Below are 15,025 nucleotides of genomic sequence, written 5' to 3'. Positions count from 1 at the left end.
AGAGCGGCAGTCACCCCCTCGACCGAATCCTGCATTTGCTGTATGCGGCGCTCCATGCAGCAATTTGATGTTCTGGTGGTCGGCGGCGGTCATGCCGGGTGCGAGGCGGCGGCCGTCGCCGCACGCATGGGCGCGCGTGTCGCACTGGTCAGCTTCACGCGCGAAGCGATCGGCGCGATGTCGTGCAATCCGGCGATCGGCGGGCTCGGCAAGGGCCATCTGGTGCGCGAGGTCGATGCCTTTGACGGACTGATCGCGCGGGCGGCGGACCAGGCCGCGATCCATTATCGCATGCTCAACAGCTCGAAGGGTAGCGCGGTGCAGGGCCCGCGCGTCCAGGCGGATCGCAAGCTGTACAAGGCCGCGATCCAGACCATGCTGGCCGCACAGCGCAACCTGTCGATCGTCGAGGGCGAGGTTGCGGCGCTGCGGCTTGAGCAGGGCCGGGTGGCGGGCGTCGATCTTGCTGATGGTAGCGCGATTGCCGCGCGCGCCGTGGTGCTGGCGACCGGGACCTTTCTGGGAGGCCGGCTGTTCCGCGGCGAAGAACGGCTCGAGGGCGGCCGAATTGGCGAACCCGGCGCGAGCCTGCTGGCGCAACAGCTCCGCGCGGCCGATCTGCCGATGGCGCGGCTCAAGACCGGCACACCGCCGCGCATCGACGGTCGCACGATCGACTGGGCGCAGCTCGACGAACAACCGAGCGATGGCGAGGCCTGGACCATGTCGCCGCTGAGCGACGGGCGCACGGTGCCGCAGGTGTTCTGCGCGATCACGCGGACGAGCCAGCAGACGCACGATATCATCCGCGCGAATCTCGACCGCTCGCCGCTGTTCAGCGGCGCGATCGGGGCTCAGGGACCGCGCTACTGCCCCTCGATCGAGGACAAGATTCACCGCTTCGGCGATCGCGACGGGCACCAGGTGTTTCTCGAGCCCGAGGGGCTGGACACGCATCTGGTCTATCCCAACGGCATCTCGACCTCGCTGCCCACCGATGTGCAGCTCGCCCTTGTGCGCAGCATGGCGGGGCTCGAGCGCGCCGAAATCGTGGTGCCGGGCTATGCGGTCGAGTATGACCATATCGATCCGCGCGCGCTCGACCATCGGCTCGAAGTGCGTGCGATCCCAGGCCTCTATTGCGCGGGCCAGATCAACGGCACCACGGGATACGAGGAAGCCGCGGCACAAGGCTTGGTCGCCGGCATGGCGGCTGCGGGCGCGGTGCTCGAACGCGACATCGCGCTGCCCGATCGCGCGAGCAGCTATCTCGCGGTCATGATCGACGACCTGGTGCTGCAGGGCGTCACCGAGCCCTATCGCATGCTCACCGCGCGCGCCGAATATCGGTTGAGGCTGCGCGCCAACAATGCCAGCGATCGGTTGACCGCCATGGCCATTGCGAACGGAGCGGTGGGGCAGGAGCGCCAGCGCTGGTTCGAGCAGCGCCAGTCGGACAAGGCCGCCGCGCTTTCGGCGCTCGAGCGCCAGGCGAGCTGCACCGAGCTCGCGGCGCTCGGTCTGCCGGTAAAAGCCGATGGCAGCCGCCAGAGCCTGTACGACTGGCTGCGTTTTCCCGCGATCGATCTGGCTTCCCTCACCCCGCTGCTGCCCGAATCTATGGCGCAGTTGCCGAAAGACCTCCGTGCCGAGATCGAGGAGGATGCGGTCTACGCGCCCTATCTCGCGCGGCAGGATGCCGAGCTGCGCGATCTTCGCGCGAACCAGAAGGTGCTGCTGGGTGCGGATATCGATTATCGCGCGATCACCGGGCTTTCGAACGAGATGGTCGAGCGGCTCGATTTCGCCCGGCCCGAAACGCTGGCGGAGGCGGGGCGCGTTCGCGGTGTCACGCCTGCGGCTCTGGCTGCCATTCTCGTGCACGCCCGCAAGCGCGCCGCATGATCCTGCATAGCGAGGAAGATGCGCGCGCCTGGGTCGCCGCGCTGCCCGGTGTTTCACGTGAAACAAAGGACCGACTCGAGGCGCTCGCCGCCTTCGTCGCGGACGAGGCGCGGCACCAGAACCTTGTCTCTGCTGCCACGCTCGCTTCGATGTGGCAGCGGCACATCGCCGACAGCGCGCAGCTGCTGCGCTTTGTCGAGCCGCAGCCGGATGAGCATTGGGTCGATCTGGGTAGCGGCGCCGGCTTTCCAGGACTGGTCATTGCACTGCTCGCGCCGTGCCGGGTGACGCTGGTCGAATCGCGGGCCTTGCGTATCGCCTATCTCGACAGGGCCATCGATCGGTTCGGGTTGAGGGGCAGGGTCGAAGTCGCGGGCAGCGCGCTCGACAAGGTCGAGGGCTTCGCCGCTGATTATATTTCCGCGCGTGCGTTTGCACCGCTGCCGCGTCTGCTGGAAGGCGCAGGGCGCTTTTCCACAGAAAAGACGCGCTGGTTGCTGCCAAAGGGACGCAATGCGCGCGCGGAACTGGAAAGCATCGCCGCGCCGTGGCAGAAACTGTTCCACGTGGAACAGAGCCTCACCGATGCCGACGCCGCGATTCTCGTCGGAACCGGACGCGCGGCACCGCTGGCCAGCCCGAAGGCGCCGCGCCGCAAGACCGAGCGCAGACACAGGAGCAAGTGATGATCCGCATTGCGGTCGCGAATCAGAAGGGCGGGGTGGGCAAGACCACGACCGCGATCAACCTGGCGACGGCGCTGGCGGCGACGGGTCTGTCGGTGCTGCTGATCGATCTCGACCCGCAGGGCAATGCCTCGACCGGGCTGGGCATCGCGCGCAATGATCGCGAATATTCGAGCTATGATCTGCTCACCAACGAAAGCTCGCTGGTCCAATGCTGCGTCCCGACGCAGATTCCCGGGCTCGACGTGATTCCGGCAACGGTCGATCTGTCGGGTGCCGAGATCGAGATGGTCGATCTGGAAATGCGCACGCACCGGCTGAAGGCGGCGATGGACAACGCGCCCGAAGATCGCTGGCAGGTATGCCTGATCGATTGTCCGCCCTCGCTTGGTCTGCTGACGCTGAACGCGCTGGTCGCCACCGATCAGGTGCTGGTCCCGCTGCAGTGCGAGTTCTTCGCGCTCGAAGGACTGAGCCAGCTGCTGCAGACGGTCGAACGGGTGCAGCAGCGGTTCAATCCGGACTTGTCGATCATCGGCGTGGTGCTGACCATGTACGATCGCCGCAACCGGTTGACCGATCAGGTATCGGACGACGTGCGCGCGGTGCTTGGGCGGCTGGTCTTCGATACCGTCATCCCGCGCAATGTGCGGCTGTCCGAAGCGCCGAGCCATGGCATGCCGGCGCTGATCTACGACCACCGCTGCGTCGGATCGGAAGCCTATATCGCGCTCGCACGCGAATTCATCACCCGCATGCCGCGCATGGAAGAGGAAGCAGCCTGATGGCCGAAGACAATAGCGGTCTGCCCGATATCGCCAAGGCGCTGGGACGCAAGCGGCCGAGCGGGCTGGGGCGGGGCCTCAATGCGCTGCTCGGCGAAGTCGGGCGCGAGGAGCCGCTGGTGCGGCGCGACGAGGGCGGCGAGGGACAGCCCGGTTCTGCTACCGGCCTGCGCACGCTGCCGCTGGCCGATATCCGCCCGCACCCCGGCCAGCCGCGCCGCTATTTCGACGAGGAAGCGCTCGACGATCTCGCGCGCTCGATCGCGCAGCGCGGGGTGATCCAGCCGGTCATCGTCCGCCCGCGCAAGGGCGGGGGCTACGAGCTGGTCGCGGGCGAACGCCGCTGGCGCGCGGCGCAGCGCGCCCGGCTGCACGAGATCCCGGCGATCGTCCGCGAGCTCAGCGATCCCGATACGCTGGCACTGGCGCTGATCGAGAACATCCAGCGCGAGGACCTCAATCCCGTAGAAGAGGCCGAAGCCTATCAGCGGCTGGTCGGCGATCAGGGCTATACCCCGGTCGAGGTCGCGCGGATGGTCGACAAGTCGCGCAGCCATATCGCAAACCTGATGCGCCTGCTCGCGTTGCCGCAGCCGGTGCTCAAGATGGTCGCCGACAAGAGCCTGAGCATGGGCCATGCCCGCGCGCTGATCAACGTGCCCGATGCCGAGACCATCGCGGCGGAAGTGGTCGATCGCGGGCTTTCGGTGCGCGAGGTCGAGAAACTGGTGCGCCGTGCGCGCAGCGATGCGGGCGGCAAGTCGGGCGGCAAGGTGCGTTCTGGCGGAGCGGGCGATCCGGCGAGCAATGCCGATATCGAGGCGGTCGAGCGGCATCTGGAAGACCTGCTCGGCCTGAAGGTCAAGATCAGCAGCGAGGCGAACCAGCGCAGCGGCAGCGTCACCATCCGCTATGGCAATCTCGACCAGCTCGACCTGATATGCCAGCGCCTCTCGGGTGAGATTATTTAATTATTACAAATATTTAAGCTGTCATTCCCGCGAACGCGGGAATCCCGCTTCAAGTGCGAACGTTCAAGGCAGCGGGACCCCCGCCTGCGCGGGTGTGACGATGGAAAGGGGCAGGGGAAGAACCTTCAGCCCCGCTCGACCACATTCAGCTCGTTGATCGCCGTGTGCACCCGCGCCTCGATCTCCTCGCGCGAAAGCCCTGCAGGAATCATCTCGCCGAACTTGTAGATGATTACGCCGGGGCGTTTGATGAAGCCGCGCCGGGGATAGAGATGCCCGCTCGCCAGCGCGATCGGCACCACCGGCAGCTTGGCGAGCTTGTACAGCCCGGCAAAGCCCGCCTGGAGCGGCGGCTGCTCGCCTGGCGGGGTGCTGGTGCCTTCGGGATAGATCACGATCGATCGCCCTTCGGCGACGAAACGGCGCACCTCTGCCATCATGTTGCGCAGCGCCACCGCGCCGCCCGCCCGATCGATGAAGATCATGCCATAGGTTCGCGCGATATGGCTCCATAGCGGAATGCGCGACAGCTCGATCTTGGCGACGACGGCCGGCCGGTTGAAGATGCGCAGCAGTTCGATCGTCTCGAAAAAGCTCTCGTGCTTGATGGCATAGAGCACCTGGCCCTGCGGTATCGGCCCTTCGATGCGCACGCGGATACCCAGAAACGTCCGGGCGCAGCAATAATGATACATGCCCCAGCCGCGCGCCATGCTCTGCAGCCGGTGGCGTGAGAAGGGCAGGATGATGAAGGCGATGATGACGATGAACACCGATCCGCCGTAAAAGGCGATGGTGAACAGGATCGACCGGAGGATCGCCAGCAGCGTGCGTGCCATGATCAAACCCCGAACAGCCCGGCGATGACGCGCAGCACCAGCTTGTTATATTCGCGCCACAGCGTCATCAGGCTGGGCTTGCTCGCGACCGCATCGGGATAGATGGCGATATCGTCGGGCAGCGCGCGGTGCAGCTCGTATTCGGCGCGGCGCATGTGCCAGTCGGTGGTGACCAGCCGAACCGATTTGACCTTGCGCTGCTTGGCCCAGCGTGCGGTCTCCAGCCCATTCGAGCGCGTGTCATAGGCGCGAAAGCCGAGGTCCACGCAGCAGTCGAATAGCGCCACCGATCCGGGAAAGCGCGCGCTGAGCTCTGCCGGACGAACATCGCGGTCGACGCCCGAAATCAGCATGCGCTCGGCCCATTTGTTGCGCAGCGCCTCCAGCCCGCGATCAATGCGCAGCGGGCCGCCGGTCGGCACGACGACGGCGTCGGTCTGCTGGTCGCCCAATGGCTGGGGCAGCAGGATCGCGAACCAGGCAAAGCCCAGGATCCAGGCCAGCAGCACCGATGACAACAGGCGAACGATCACAGCTTCTTCCTGAGCGCGCCGAGCACCGTCACCCGCGCGGTGAACACAGCGAGCGCAATACCCGCTATCGGCACAGTTGCAAGCTGCAGCCAGTCGATCGGGCCGAACGATCCGGCAGAAATCAGCCCCGAATCGAGCCTGGCGGCGGCGCGCCCAAGCATCCAGAGCACCGGCGCGGCAAGCAGGCAGCCGATCAGCGCCCCCATGGCGGCATCGAGCGCGATGCGACGCTGGAACAGCCGCGCGATCTGCTGATGTGTGCTGCCGAGCAGGTGCATGATGTCGATCGTCTCGGAATGCGCGGCAAAGCTGCTGCGGGCCGAGAGCATGACCGAAGCGGTGGTGGCGAGCGCGAGCAGCGCGACCAGCGCGATCGCCAGCCAGCGCAGCGTCCCGATCAGATCGAACACCGGTTTCAGCCACTGGCCATGCGCATCGATCCGCGCATCGGGCGCGACGGACCTCATCGCGCGGCGCAGCCGGGTCAGCGTGGCACCATCGGCCTCGGCGCGAAAATCGACATCGATCAGCGCGGGCAGGGGAATATCGCGGTTGACCGCGCCGCTGCCCAGCCATGGCGTCAGCAGCGCGCGAACCTCGGCCTCGCTCACCTGGGTGACCCCGGCAATCGCCCGGTCGGAGCGCAGCAGCGCCTCGGCCGCCAGTGCCTGTTTCTGCCGCGCCTCGGCATCGGCATTGACGATCTGCACCGTCGCGCGCCCGGCCAGATCGGCATTGACCTGCCGCGCCGCGCTGCCCAGCGCCAGCGCGGCGGCGGCCGCGAGCAGCGTCAGGAACAGCATCACCGCGATCACCCAGGGCATCGGCCCGGTTAGCCGCGCCTGCGGGATCAGCCGCCGGTCATGGCCGGTGGGGAAGAGCGCGCCGAGCATCAGCGTGTCTCGCCGGGCTTGCCGGGCATGTCGGCCCAGCCGGTCATGTCGGACGGGCGCGGCGGATAGCGCAGTGCGCCGGTGGGGTCGGACAGGCGCCCGCCTTCCAGCCGCATCATCTGCGCGCGCTTGATCCGCGTCATCAGGTGCACGTCGTGCGTCGCGACGATGATCGTGGTGCCCATGCGATTGAGCGCCTCGAACAGCCGCAGCAGCTTGACCGCCATATCGGGATCGACATTGCCCGTGGGTTCGTCGGCGACGAGAATGTCGGGCCGGGTGATGACCGCGCGCGCGATCGCGACGCGCTGCTGCTCGCCGCCCGAAAGCGTCGCGGGCAGGGCATCGCCGCGTGCGCTCAATCCCACCCAGTCGAGGATTTCGCGTACGGGCGTCGCGATATCGGCATCGCGCATCCCCGCGATGCGCAGCGGCAGCGCGATATTGTCGAACGCGGACAGGTGCGGCACCAGCCGGAAATCCTGGAAGACGACGCCGATGCGGCGGCGAAAGCCCGGCAACCGGTCGCGCGCCAGCGTCATGAGGTCGCTGCCGAACAGCCGGATCATGCCGCGGCTAGGCCGCTGCGCCAGATAGAGCAGCTTGAGCAGCGAGGACTTGCCCGCGCCCGACGGTCCGGTGAGGAAATAGAACTGGCCCGAGAACAGCGTGAACGAGAGGTCGATCAGCGCCTCGGGCCCGGTGCCATAGCGCAGCCCCACATTCTCGAACTGGACGATGCTTTCGACCGAAGGGGCCATCTGCGGGGCGCTCATGCAGCGGCGATAGCGCGGCGCGGCCCAAACAGGCAATGGGAATGCGCACCCTCACGTCACCCGCACTGCCAAATCCCGCTGCCATGGCGTCAAGCCATTGAAAAACCGCCCTTGCGCGCAATCAGCAGTGGAAAACATGGGGTGACCACCTTTGCAGGCGGTCCAAGCCCCTTGCGGCGATTCGCCCATCATGGTTAGAAACGCCATGATTATTGCGTGCCCTGCGTGCAACACCCGCTATGCGGTTCCCGACAGCGCCATCGGTATCGATGGACGATCGGTGCGTTGCGCCAAGTGCGGGCATAGCTGGTTCCAGCATGGTCCCGACATTCCCGCGCCGGAGTCGGTCGCCGACCCGGCAGTGCAGCCTGCGCCCACGCCCACACCTCCGCCGGTCGCGGAACCGGCAGCACCAGCCGCTTCGGCAGCAGCGCCGGTTGAATCCGAGCCGAGACCTGCTGCCCCAGTGCCTGCGCCGCCGCCGGCAGCTAGCCCGGAGCCGCCGATGGTCGCGCCGGTGCCGGTCGAGCCCGAATCCGCGCGCGAGCCGGAACCCGAGTTGCCGCCATTGCCCCGGCCGGTTCCTCCGGTCGACCGTCCGATCGTGGCGAGCTATGCCGATGATGCGCTCGCCGATCGGCCGAGCAGCTTCAGCCACGAACCGCCCTTCCGCCCGCGCCGCAACCCGGCCAAGCTGTGGATGATCGGCGCGGTCGCCTTTGCGCTGCTCGCATCGGGCGCGGCCGTCGCGATCCAGACCTTCGGCCTGCCAGGCTTCATCGCCGATTACAGCCTGCCCTTTGCCGAGGTGGAGCCCGATCTGGTGATCGATTTCCCGCCCAAGAAGCAGGAACGGCGCACGCTGCCCAACGGCACCGAATATTTCAGTGCGTCGGGCACGATCCGGAATCTGAGCCAGCGCGCGCAGAACGTGCCGCCGATGCTGGTGGTGCTGCGCGATGCGCAGGACCGGGTGGTGTTCAACTGGATCATCAACCCGCCGGTCGAGAAGCTGGAGCCCGGCCAGTCGGCCGATTTCCGCCAGGCGATGGTCGACGTTCCGCGCTCTGCCACCTCGGCCGAGATCGCCTGGGCCAAGCGCAACTGATCGCACGCGCTGCCTGACAGGCACACGAGATTCCCTTGTTGCTATGGGCGTTACGCTTTGCTAATGGCGCGGCCTGCCACGCGGGCAGGGCCGTCGAAACAGCCGAAATCCCCGCGAATTGCTGGACTGTGCGGTCATGGCGGAATTGGTAGACGCGCAACGTTGAGGTCGTTGTGGGCGAAAGCCCGTGGAAGTTCGAGTCTTCTTGACCGCACCAGTCATCCAGGGGCCCGCCGCCCGGGCGGCCCCTCAGATCCCCGACAACCGCTGCCCGATCGCCTGGCCCATGCGCAAGGGCGCGCCGGGCTGAAGCGCATCGTGCCAGGCGACACGGCCCGGCTCGAATAGCAGCACCACGGTCGATCCCAGATAGAAGCGGCCCATCTCGTCGCCTGCTGCGAAGCTGTGGGTGCTGCCGGTGAACTCCTCGGCGACCGGTGCGGTTTCATGGTCGGCAAAGCGGTGCGGCCAGACCGTGTCGATCCCTGCGACGATCATCGCGCCGACCATCACGCTGGCGAACATCCCGTCGGGTCCGTCGAACAGGCATGCGAGCCGCTCGTTGCGCGCGAACAGCCGGTCGACCCCAGCAGCGGTGCCCGGATTGACCGAGAACAGCTTGCCGGGAAGGTACACGGTCGATTGCAGCGTGCCGGCGGCGGGCATGTGCACGCGGTGGTAGTCGCGCGGGCTGAGATAGATGGTGACGAACTGCCCGCCATCGAACCGGTGCGCGTCGCCGCCCTGGCCGCCGAGCAGCTCCTCGACGCTGTAGTCGCGCCCCTTGGCCTGAATGATGCGCCCGTCGCGGATCGGGCCCGCCTGGCTGACCGCGCCGTCGGCGGGGCTGAGGATGAAACGCTCGGCATCGGCCAGCGGACGCGCTCCGGGCTTGAGCTCGCGGGTGAAGAAGTCGTTGAAGCTGGAAAACTGGCCGAAGCCGCGCGCCGCCTCGCCCATGTCGACATCATAGGCGGCGGCGAAGCGGCGGATCATCCGGTCGCGCAGCCAGGGGCTCTCGCTCGCCGCCAGCCGTCCGGCGAGACGGGTCAGCGCGTGCTGCGGTACGAGATGCTGGAGCGCAATGAAGGCAGAGGACATTTCCCTGCTCTAACGCACGCATCGCGACGCGACCAGTGGCTTGACCCGCCTTTGGTCGCACCCGTCAGGCGCTGACCCAGCTGCCATGGAAGCTGACCGGCAGCGCGACGTCGCTGCGCCAGCTCGTCACCGGGCCATCCGAGATGCGGCGCGCGTCGAACAGGTGCAGCTCGGTGGCCCTGGCGTCGAGGTTGAGCGTGGTGCCGATCAGGTGATGCGGTCCGGCGGGGACGAATTCCTCGACCAGATGGCGTGCGCCGAAATCGAAGCTGTCATGGCGTCCGCTGGTCCAGTCCCAGCTGCCGACGCTGCGCGCGAACGGCCGGTCGCCGGTATAGCCGCCGACATGCACCGTCGCCGATCGGGGCAATCCGGCGAGCTCGGGCGCGCTGCGCGGGAATTCGGCGGTGATGCCGGCGGGCGTCAGCGTGGCGCGGCCATCGGGGTGCAGCGCGACCAGGTTGAGCTCGGGCCTTTCGGCATGCACATAGCGTCCCTCGACCAGCCCCGGCGCGCCTTCGACCGCGAAGGTCACGTCCTTGTGGAAGCAGCCGTCGAAACGGATCGTCCCGTCCTTCTCTTCCCAGGCATCGCCGAGATGGAAGAAGGAGAGCGGCGGCAGATCGTAAACGCGGCGCTTCGACAGGTCGTCCTTGTCGAGCACCAGCACCTTCGATCCCAGCTCGGGCTGCCAGGTCAGGCTCTTCGAGAAGGGCAGCTTCATCGCGCCTGCGATCCAGGGCTGGCACAGGATCACCAGATGGCGCGCGGTCGCGGTAAAATCATGGATATAGCTCGCCATCGGCAGCTTGACCGCCTCGCCCGCCTCGAACATGCCGTCCTTCGACAGCCGCCAGACATAGACCGCCGCCCCGCCCGATCCTATGTTCCAGATGCGGCCATCGGGCTCGATGCGCGGATGCGCGAGGAACGGCATGTGCTTCAGGTCGTCGCGAAAGGTGACCTGGCCCTGCGTCTCGAGGCTGGCCGGATCGAGCGCGGTGGCAGAGCCTGCCTCCCAGAGCGCCAGCAGGCGGTTGCCAGCCTTGATCACATGCGTGTTGGCGGCATTGGTATCATCCGAGCTGCCGACGATCGCGCCGGGCTGCTCGAGCGTGCCGAAGCCCGGCTGGACGATGCGGCCGAGCTTTTCCTCGAGCCGCCGCTTGGGCGTGTCGACGAAGCGCGCCGCCAGCCGTGCCTCGTTGCCGCGCACCTGCCAGGCGCGGATCAGTCCGTCGCCGTCGAACCAGTGGCCCGAGGCGCTGTCGCCGCGGCGGAAGCGCGCCGGGCCGTTGCGGTAGAGCGTGCCGCCCAGATCGGGCGCGCGGCCGTGGATGCGGCGAAGGCTGCGCGGGGCGATGTCTTCCAGGATGTCAGTGACGCCCAAAGTCCAGTCGGGCTTGGCGGCGGCAGCGGCGGCGGCGGCGGCGGCGCGGGCGGTGGCGGGGACCAGGGTGCCGAGCGCGGCCAGGCCCCCACCGATCAGCAGATCACGACGGTTCATGAGATCGTGCCCTTACTGGATCGCGATGCGGGTTTCGGAGGCGCCGACGGGCACATCGAAGCTTGCCGCTTCCCAGCGCGCAGGTCCGCCCACGGGCTTGGCGTTGTTCGAAAAGGCAAAGGGTTCGAGCGGCATGCCGAAGGGGTTGGTCTTCATCTTGCCGTCGCCATCGACATCGTGAAACGCCTTGATCGCATAACGGCCGGGGGCCAGGCCCTCGAAAACGACCGAGACGGTCTTGCCTTCCACCTTGGCCATCGCGGCGCGCACCGGCTTGCCGCCCGCATCGTGCGCGGCCTCATTGTCATACAGGCTGAGCAGGATCTGGCCCTCGGGCATCTCGATCTGCTCGAAGGTGACGGTCAGCGAGGCATCGGGTGCGGGGGTGGTCGCGGCGGCGGCGTTCTGCGCCCAGGCGATGCCGCTTCCGGCAGTGGCAAGCGCGAGCGTGGTGGCGAGATACAGGGCTTTCATGGGTCTGGTTCTCCTGATGGGTTGCGATGACGACGGGGCCATGCTTGACCCCCTCACCCTGGCGCAGGTAGACCCGGCTGTCCTGTCCGGTTACGCGAGTTGCCCGCCCTGATGCGTGAGTTGTCACCCCCTGCCGTTCACGCTTCGCGAAATGCCTGGGATGCGAAAAGCCAGGCATTGCGGGGACTTGTCATCGGCATGATTGCCGCAGCGGTGCTCGCCTATCTGGGTGCGATGGGCACGCAGGCCGCGCCCTTCGTTCAGCGTTTCGCCTATTGGGCAGCGGTGATTTTGCCCGGATCGCTGCTCGGCCTGGGGGTCAATGCGCTGGTGCGCGGCTGGGGCGGCCTCGCGGCGCACCGCTGGGCGGAGGCGGGGCTGGTCGCGCTGCTGGTGTCGCTCCCGCACAGTTTCGTCGTCATCGTGGTCAGCGCGTTGTTCTTCGGCATCGGTCTGATCACACCGATGGTGGTGCTCGAATTCTGGCTGGCGGTACTGCTCATCTCGGTGGTGCTCACCACGATCAACTATCTTGCGACTGGACACCAGGTCGCCCAGGCGGCGGTCGTGCCCATGCCGCAGCCTGTGCCCGAGCCTGCGCCCAAACCGACCTCTGCCGAATCCCCTGTGACCGATCGCTCCGCACTTCCGCCGCTGCTCGCCGAGAAGCTGCCGCACCGGTTGCGCGCCGGGCGGCTGCTCGCGATCGAGGCGGAGGACCATTATCTGCGCGTGCACACCGATCTGGGCAGCGATCTGGTGCTGATGCGCATGGCCGATGCCTGTGCGCTGCTCGACGATTCGGCAGGCGCGCGGGTGCATCGCAGCTGGTGGGTTGCGCGCGATGCGGTGCAGGCGGTGCGCCAGCAATCGGGCCGGATGGAACTGGCGCTGCCCGGCGACATCAGCGCGCCCGTCAGCCGGGCGATGCAGCCGGTGCTGCGCAGCCAGGGCTGGTTATAGCCGGGCGAACCAGTCCGATATCGCTCCGGCGATCCTGCCTGAGCTCTTGCCGTCGCCGAACGGGTTGTGCGCCTGGGCCATCGCGGCATAGGCTTGTGCATCGTCGAGCAGCCGGGTCGCTTCGGCGATGATCGTCGCGCGGTCGGTGCCGACCAGCTTCGCCGTGCCTGCTGCGACGCCCTCGGGCCGCTCGGTGGTGTCGCGCATCACCAGCACGGGCTTGCCGAGCGCTGGCGCCTCTTCCTGCACGCCGCCGCTATCGGTCAGCATCAGCTCGGCAATCTGCAGCAGCCGGGTGAAGTTGAGATAGTCGAGCGGTTCGAGCAGCGCGACATTGTCCAGCCCGCCCAGGATCGGCAACATCGCGGCACGCACCTGCGGATTGAGATGCACCGGGAAGATGATCGCGACATCGTCGCGCGCGGCCAGATCGCGGATGGCGTGCGCGATGTCGTCCATGCCGCTGCCGAAATTCTCGCGCCGGTGCGTCGTGACGCCGATGATCCGCTTGCCCGCAAAGCGCGCCTCTACGGGCGCGAGCAGGCCTGCCCGGCCGGGATCGGCGGCGAGCTTTCCGGTCACCCAGTGGAGCGCGTCGATCACCGTGTTTCCGGTGACCAGAATCTTCGCCTCGTCCACCGCCTCTCGGCGCAGCGCATCGGCCGCGGTTCCCGTCGGCGCGAAGTGCAGGTCGGCGAAGGTTCCGATGATCTTGCGGTTCACCTCTTCGGGCCAGGGGTGATAGATATTCCCGCTGCGCAAGCCGGCCTCGACATGCGCGACCGGGATCTTGCGATAATAGGCGGCGAGCGCGCCGCACATCGCGGTCGCGGTATCGCCCTGCACGATCACCATATCGGGCTTTTCGGCATCGAGCACGCTGCCGATGCCGGTGAGCAGCCGCGCGCTGATCTCGTCGAGGCTTTGGCCCGGCTGCATCAGCGCGAGGTCATGATCGGGCACCAGCCCTGCGATTTCCAGCACCTGGTCGAGCATCTCGCGATGCTGGCCGGTGACCAGCACCGCCGGCTCCAGATCGGGCGCGGCCTGGAGCGCGGCCACCACCGGGAAGAGCTTGATCGCTTCGGGCCGCGTGCCGAAGATTACCGCAATCCGCCGTGCCATGCCCTTGTCTCCCCCCGCCTGTCAGCTCAGCGGCCGACGCTCACATAATGGAAGCCCGCCGCCTTCATCTGCTCGGGCTTGTAGATGTTGCGCAGGTCGACCAGCGTGTTGCCGCGCATCGTCGCGAGCACGCGCGGCAGCGCGAGCGCGCGGAACACGTCCCATTCGGTGACGATCACCGCGCAATCGGCGTCCTGCAATGCCTGATAGGCGCCTTCGGCCATCGTCACGCCGGGCATCAGCGCGGCGGCTGCCTCCATGCCCTCGGGATCATAGGCGATGACTTCGGCGCCCGCGTCGATCAGCCCCTGGGCGATGACGATCGCGGGGGCATCGCGCATGTCGTCGGTATTGGGCTTGAAGGTCAGGCCCAGCATCGCGATGCGCTTGCCCTCGACATCGCCGCCCATCGCCGCGATCACCTTGCGCGCCATCGCGCGCTTGCGCAGGTCGTTGACGCGCACCACGGCCTCGACGATCTGCAGCGGCGCCTCATGGTCCTGCGCGGTCTTCATCAGCGCGAGCGTGTCCTTGGGGAAGCAGCTGCCGCCATAGCCGGGGCCTGCATGCAGGAACTTCGATCCGATCCGTCCGTCGAGGCCGATGCCGCGCGAGACGTCCTGCACGTTCGCGCCGACCTTCTCGCACAGATCCGCCATTTCGTTGATGAAGGTGATCTTGGTCGCGAGGAACGCATTGGCGGCGTACTTGATCACCTCGGAGGTGCGGCGCGAGACGAACAGGATCGGCGATTCGTTGAGGAACAGCGGTTGGTAGATCTCGCGCATGTATTCGCGCGCCCATTCGACCTCGGTGCCGACGACAATGCGGTCGGGCCGCTTGAAATCGCCGATCGCCGCGCCCTCGCGCAGGAATTCGGGGTTGGAGACGACCTCGAAATCGGCGTCCGGCGCGGTCTGGCGGATGATCTTCTCGACCTCGTCGCCGGTGCCCACCGGAACGGTCGACTTGGTGACGACGACGCAGCGCTTGCGGATCGATTCGCCGATCTCGCGTGCGGCATCGCGCACATAGCTGAGGTCCGCAAAACCGTCGCCGCGGCGCGAGGGCGTGCCCACCGCGATGAAGACCGCATCGGCATCGGCGACGCTCGAGGGCAGATCGGTCGAAAAGGACAGGCGGCCAGCGCGCACATTGGCGGCCACCAGCCCTTCCAGCCCCGGCTCGTAGATCGGCATCTTGCCGGCGAGCAGCGATTCGATCTTGGCCGGATCCTTGTCGACACAGACCACGTCATGGCCGAAATCGGCGAAACAGGCGCCCGACACCAGGCCGACATAGCCCGAACCAATCATCGCGATCTTCATAGGGGGATAAGCTCCACAGCGTTTGCGTGTC

Annotated in this window: 15 protein-coding genes and 1 tRNA gene; 7 read left to right on the top strand and 9 right to left on the bottom strand. The window is 67.2% G+C overall.

The genetic code is table 11. The features are described from left to right. The first annotated feature begins 54 nt into the window (after positions 1-54). The 4 genes from mnmG to FG486_RS06765 are packed head-to-tail and all read left to right on the top strand — an operon-like array spanning position 55 to position 4,347. On the top strand, positions 55-1,905 hold the full coding sequence (gene mnmG / locus FG486_RS06780) for a tRNA uridine-5-carboxymethylaminomethyl(34) synthesis enzyme MnmG (protein WP_181267019.1): 1,851 nt from the start codon (positions 55-57) through the stop codon (positions 1,903-1,905). Next, positions 1,902-2,591 carry a 16S rRNA (guanine(527)-N(7))-methyltransferase RsmG gene (rsmG, locus tag FG486_RS06775; RefSeq protein WP_181267018.1) on the top strand — a complete coding sequence of 230 codons (690 nt, stop codon included), beginning with the start codon at positions 1,902-1,904 and terminating at the stop codon, positions 2,589-2,591. The genes mnmG and rsmG overlap by 4 nt, the downstream gene beginning before the upstream one ends. Then, the gene (locus FG486_RS06770) at positions 2,591-3,376 is read left to right on the top strand and encodes a ParA family protein (protein WP_060977939.1); all 786 of its coding nucleotides are present in this window, start codon (positions 2,591-2,593) and stop codon (positions 3,374-3,376) included. Before rsmG ends, FG486_RS06770 begins: the two co-directional genes overlap by 1 nt. After that, entirely contained in the window at positions 3,376-4,347 is a 972-nt protein-coding gene (locus FG486_RS06765) for a ParB/RepB/Spo0J family partition protein (protein ID WP_181267017.1), read from the top strand. The genes FG486_RS06770 and FG486_RS06765 overlap by 1 nt, the downstream gene beginning before the upstream one ends. Before the next feature lie 125 nt (positions 4,348-4,472). Here FG486_RS06765 and FG486_RS06760 read toward each other — a convergent pair whose 3' ends face one another. The 4 genes from FG486_RS06760 to ftsE are packed head-to-tail and all read right to left on the bottom strand — an operon-like array spanning position 4,473 to position 7,373. After that, positions 4,473-5,186, bottom strand: coding sequence for a lysophospholipid acyltransferase family protein (locus FG486_RS06760; RefSeq protein ID WP_181267016.1), 714 nt, complete (start codon positions 5,184-5,186; stop codon positions 4,473-4,475). Positions 5,187-5,188: 2 nt separating this feature from the next. Next, positions 5,189-5,719 carry an ElyC/SanA/YdcF family protein gene (locus FG486_RS06755; protein ID WP_181267015.1) on the bottom strand — a complete coding sequence of 177 codons (531 nt, stop codon included), beginning with the start codon at positions 5,717-5,719 and terminating at the stop codon, positions 5,189-5,191. Then, positions 5,716-6,612 carry a cell division protein FtsX gene (locus FG486_RS06750; RefSeq protein WP_181267014.1) on the bottom strand — a complete coding sequence of 299 codons (897 nt, stop codon included), beginning with the start codon at positions 6,610-6,612 and terminating at the stop codon, positions 5,716-5,718. The genes FG486_RS06755 and FG486_RS06750 overlap by 4 nt, the downstream gene beginning before the upstream one ends. Continuing rightward, positions 6,612-7,373: a cell division ATP-binding protein FtsE gene (gene ftsE, locus FG486_RS06745; RefSeq protein WP_066278017.1), complete on the bottom strand. Its 762-nt coding sequence runs from the start codon at positions 7,371-7,373 to the stop codon at positions 6,612-6,614. The genes FG486_RS06750 and ftsE overlap by 1 nt, the downstream gene beginning before the upstream one ends. 220 nt (positions 7,374-7,593) lie before the next feature. Here ftsE and FG486_RS06740 point away from each other — a divergent pair, with 220 nt between their 5' ends. Both FG486_RS06740 and FG486_RS06735 read left to right on the top strand, forming a co-directional pair. Beyond that, positions 7,594-8,496: an MJ0042-type zinc finger domain-containing protein gene (locus FG486_RS06740; protein ID WP_181267013.1), complete on the top strand. Its 903-nt coding sequence runs from the start codon at positions 7,594-7,596 to the stop codon at positions 8,494-8,496. A 130-nt stretch (positions 8,497-8,626) separates the two neighbouring features. Beyond that, positions 8,627-8,713: transfer RNA gene (locus FG486_RS06735), tRNA-Leu, on the top strand. Between the two features lie 32 nt (positions 8,714-8,745). Here the strand turns inward: FG486_RS06735 and asd are convergent. The 3 genes from asd to FG486_RS06720 form a co-directional block, all read right to left on the bottom strand. Continuing rightward, positions 8,746-9,597, bottom strand: a complete 852-nt coding sequence (gene asd / locus FG486_RS06730; protein WP_181267012.1) for an archaetidylserine decarboxylase — start codon at positions 9,595-9,597, stop codon at positions 8,746-8,748. A gap of 64 nt (positions 9,598-9,661) precedes the next feature. Beyond that, positions 9,662-11,104 carry a carotenoid oxygenase family protein gene (locus tag FG486_RS06725; protein ID WP_181267011.1) on the bottom strand — a complete coding sequence of 481 codons (1,443 nt, stop codon included), beginning with the start codon at positions 11,102-11,104 and terminating at the stop codon, positions 9,662-9,664. 12 nt (positions 11,105-11,116) lie between these two features. After that, positions 11,117-11,578 (bottom strand): DUF2141 domain-containing protein, encoded by a 462-nt coding sequence (locus FG486_RS06720; RefSeq protein WP_181267010.1) that lies wholly within the window; start codon positions 11,576-11,578, stop codon positions 11,117-11,119. 177 nt (positions 11,579-11,755) lie between these two features. Between FG486_RS06720 and FG486_RS06715 the strand changes: the two genes are divergently transcribed. Further along, positions 11,756-12,541: a LytTR family DNA-binding domain-containing protein gene (locus FG486_RS06715; protein ID WP_241695646.1), complete on the top strand. Its 786-nt coding sequence runs from the start codon at positions 11,756-11,758 to the stop codon at positions 12,539-12,541. Here FG486_RS06715 and wecB read toward each other — a convergent pair. Both wecB and FG486_RS06705 read right to left on the bottom strand, forming a co-directional pair. Continuing rightward, a complete protein-coding gene (gene wecB, locus FG486_RS06710; RefSeq protein WP_181267009.1) occupies positions 12,536-13,666 on the bottom strand; it encodes a non-hydrolyzing UDP-N-acetylglucosamine 2-epimerase in 1,131 nt (376 codons plus the stop codon). The two genes, FG486_RS06715 and wecB, sit on opposite strands and share 6 nt — an antisense overlap. Positions 13,667-13,692: 26 nt before the next feature. Next, the gene (locus tag FG486_RS06705) at positions 13,693-14,994 is read right to left on the bottom strand and encodes a UDP-glucose dehydrogenase family protein (RefSeq protein ID WP_066277824.1); all 1,302 of its coding nucleotides are present in this window, start codon (positions 14,992-14,994) and stop codon (positions 13,693-13,695) included. Positions 14,995-15,025: the final 31 nt, after the last annotated feature.

This window comes from Blastomonas ursincola, from assembly GCF_013607875.1.
GTDB lineage: Bacteria > Pseudomonadota > Alphaproteobacteria > Sphingomonadales > Sphingomonadaceae > Blastomonas > Blastomonas ursincola.
The sequence above is the reverse complement of the archived record's forward strand: the minus strand, read 5'-3'. Positions and strand labels throughout refer to the sequence as shown.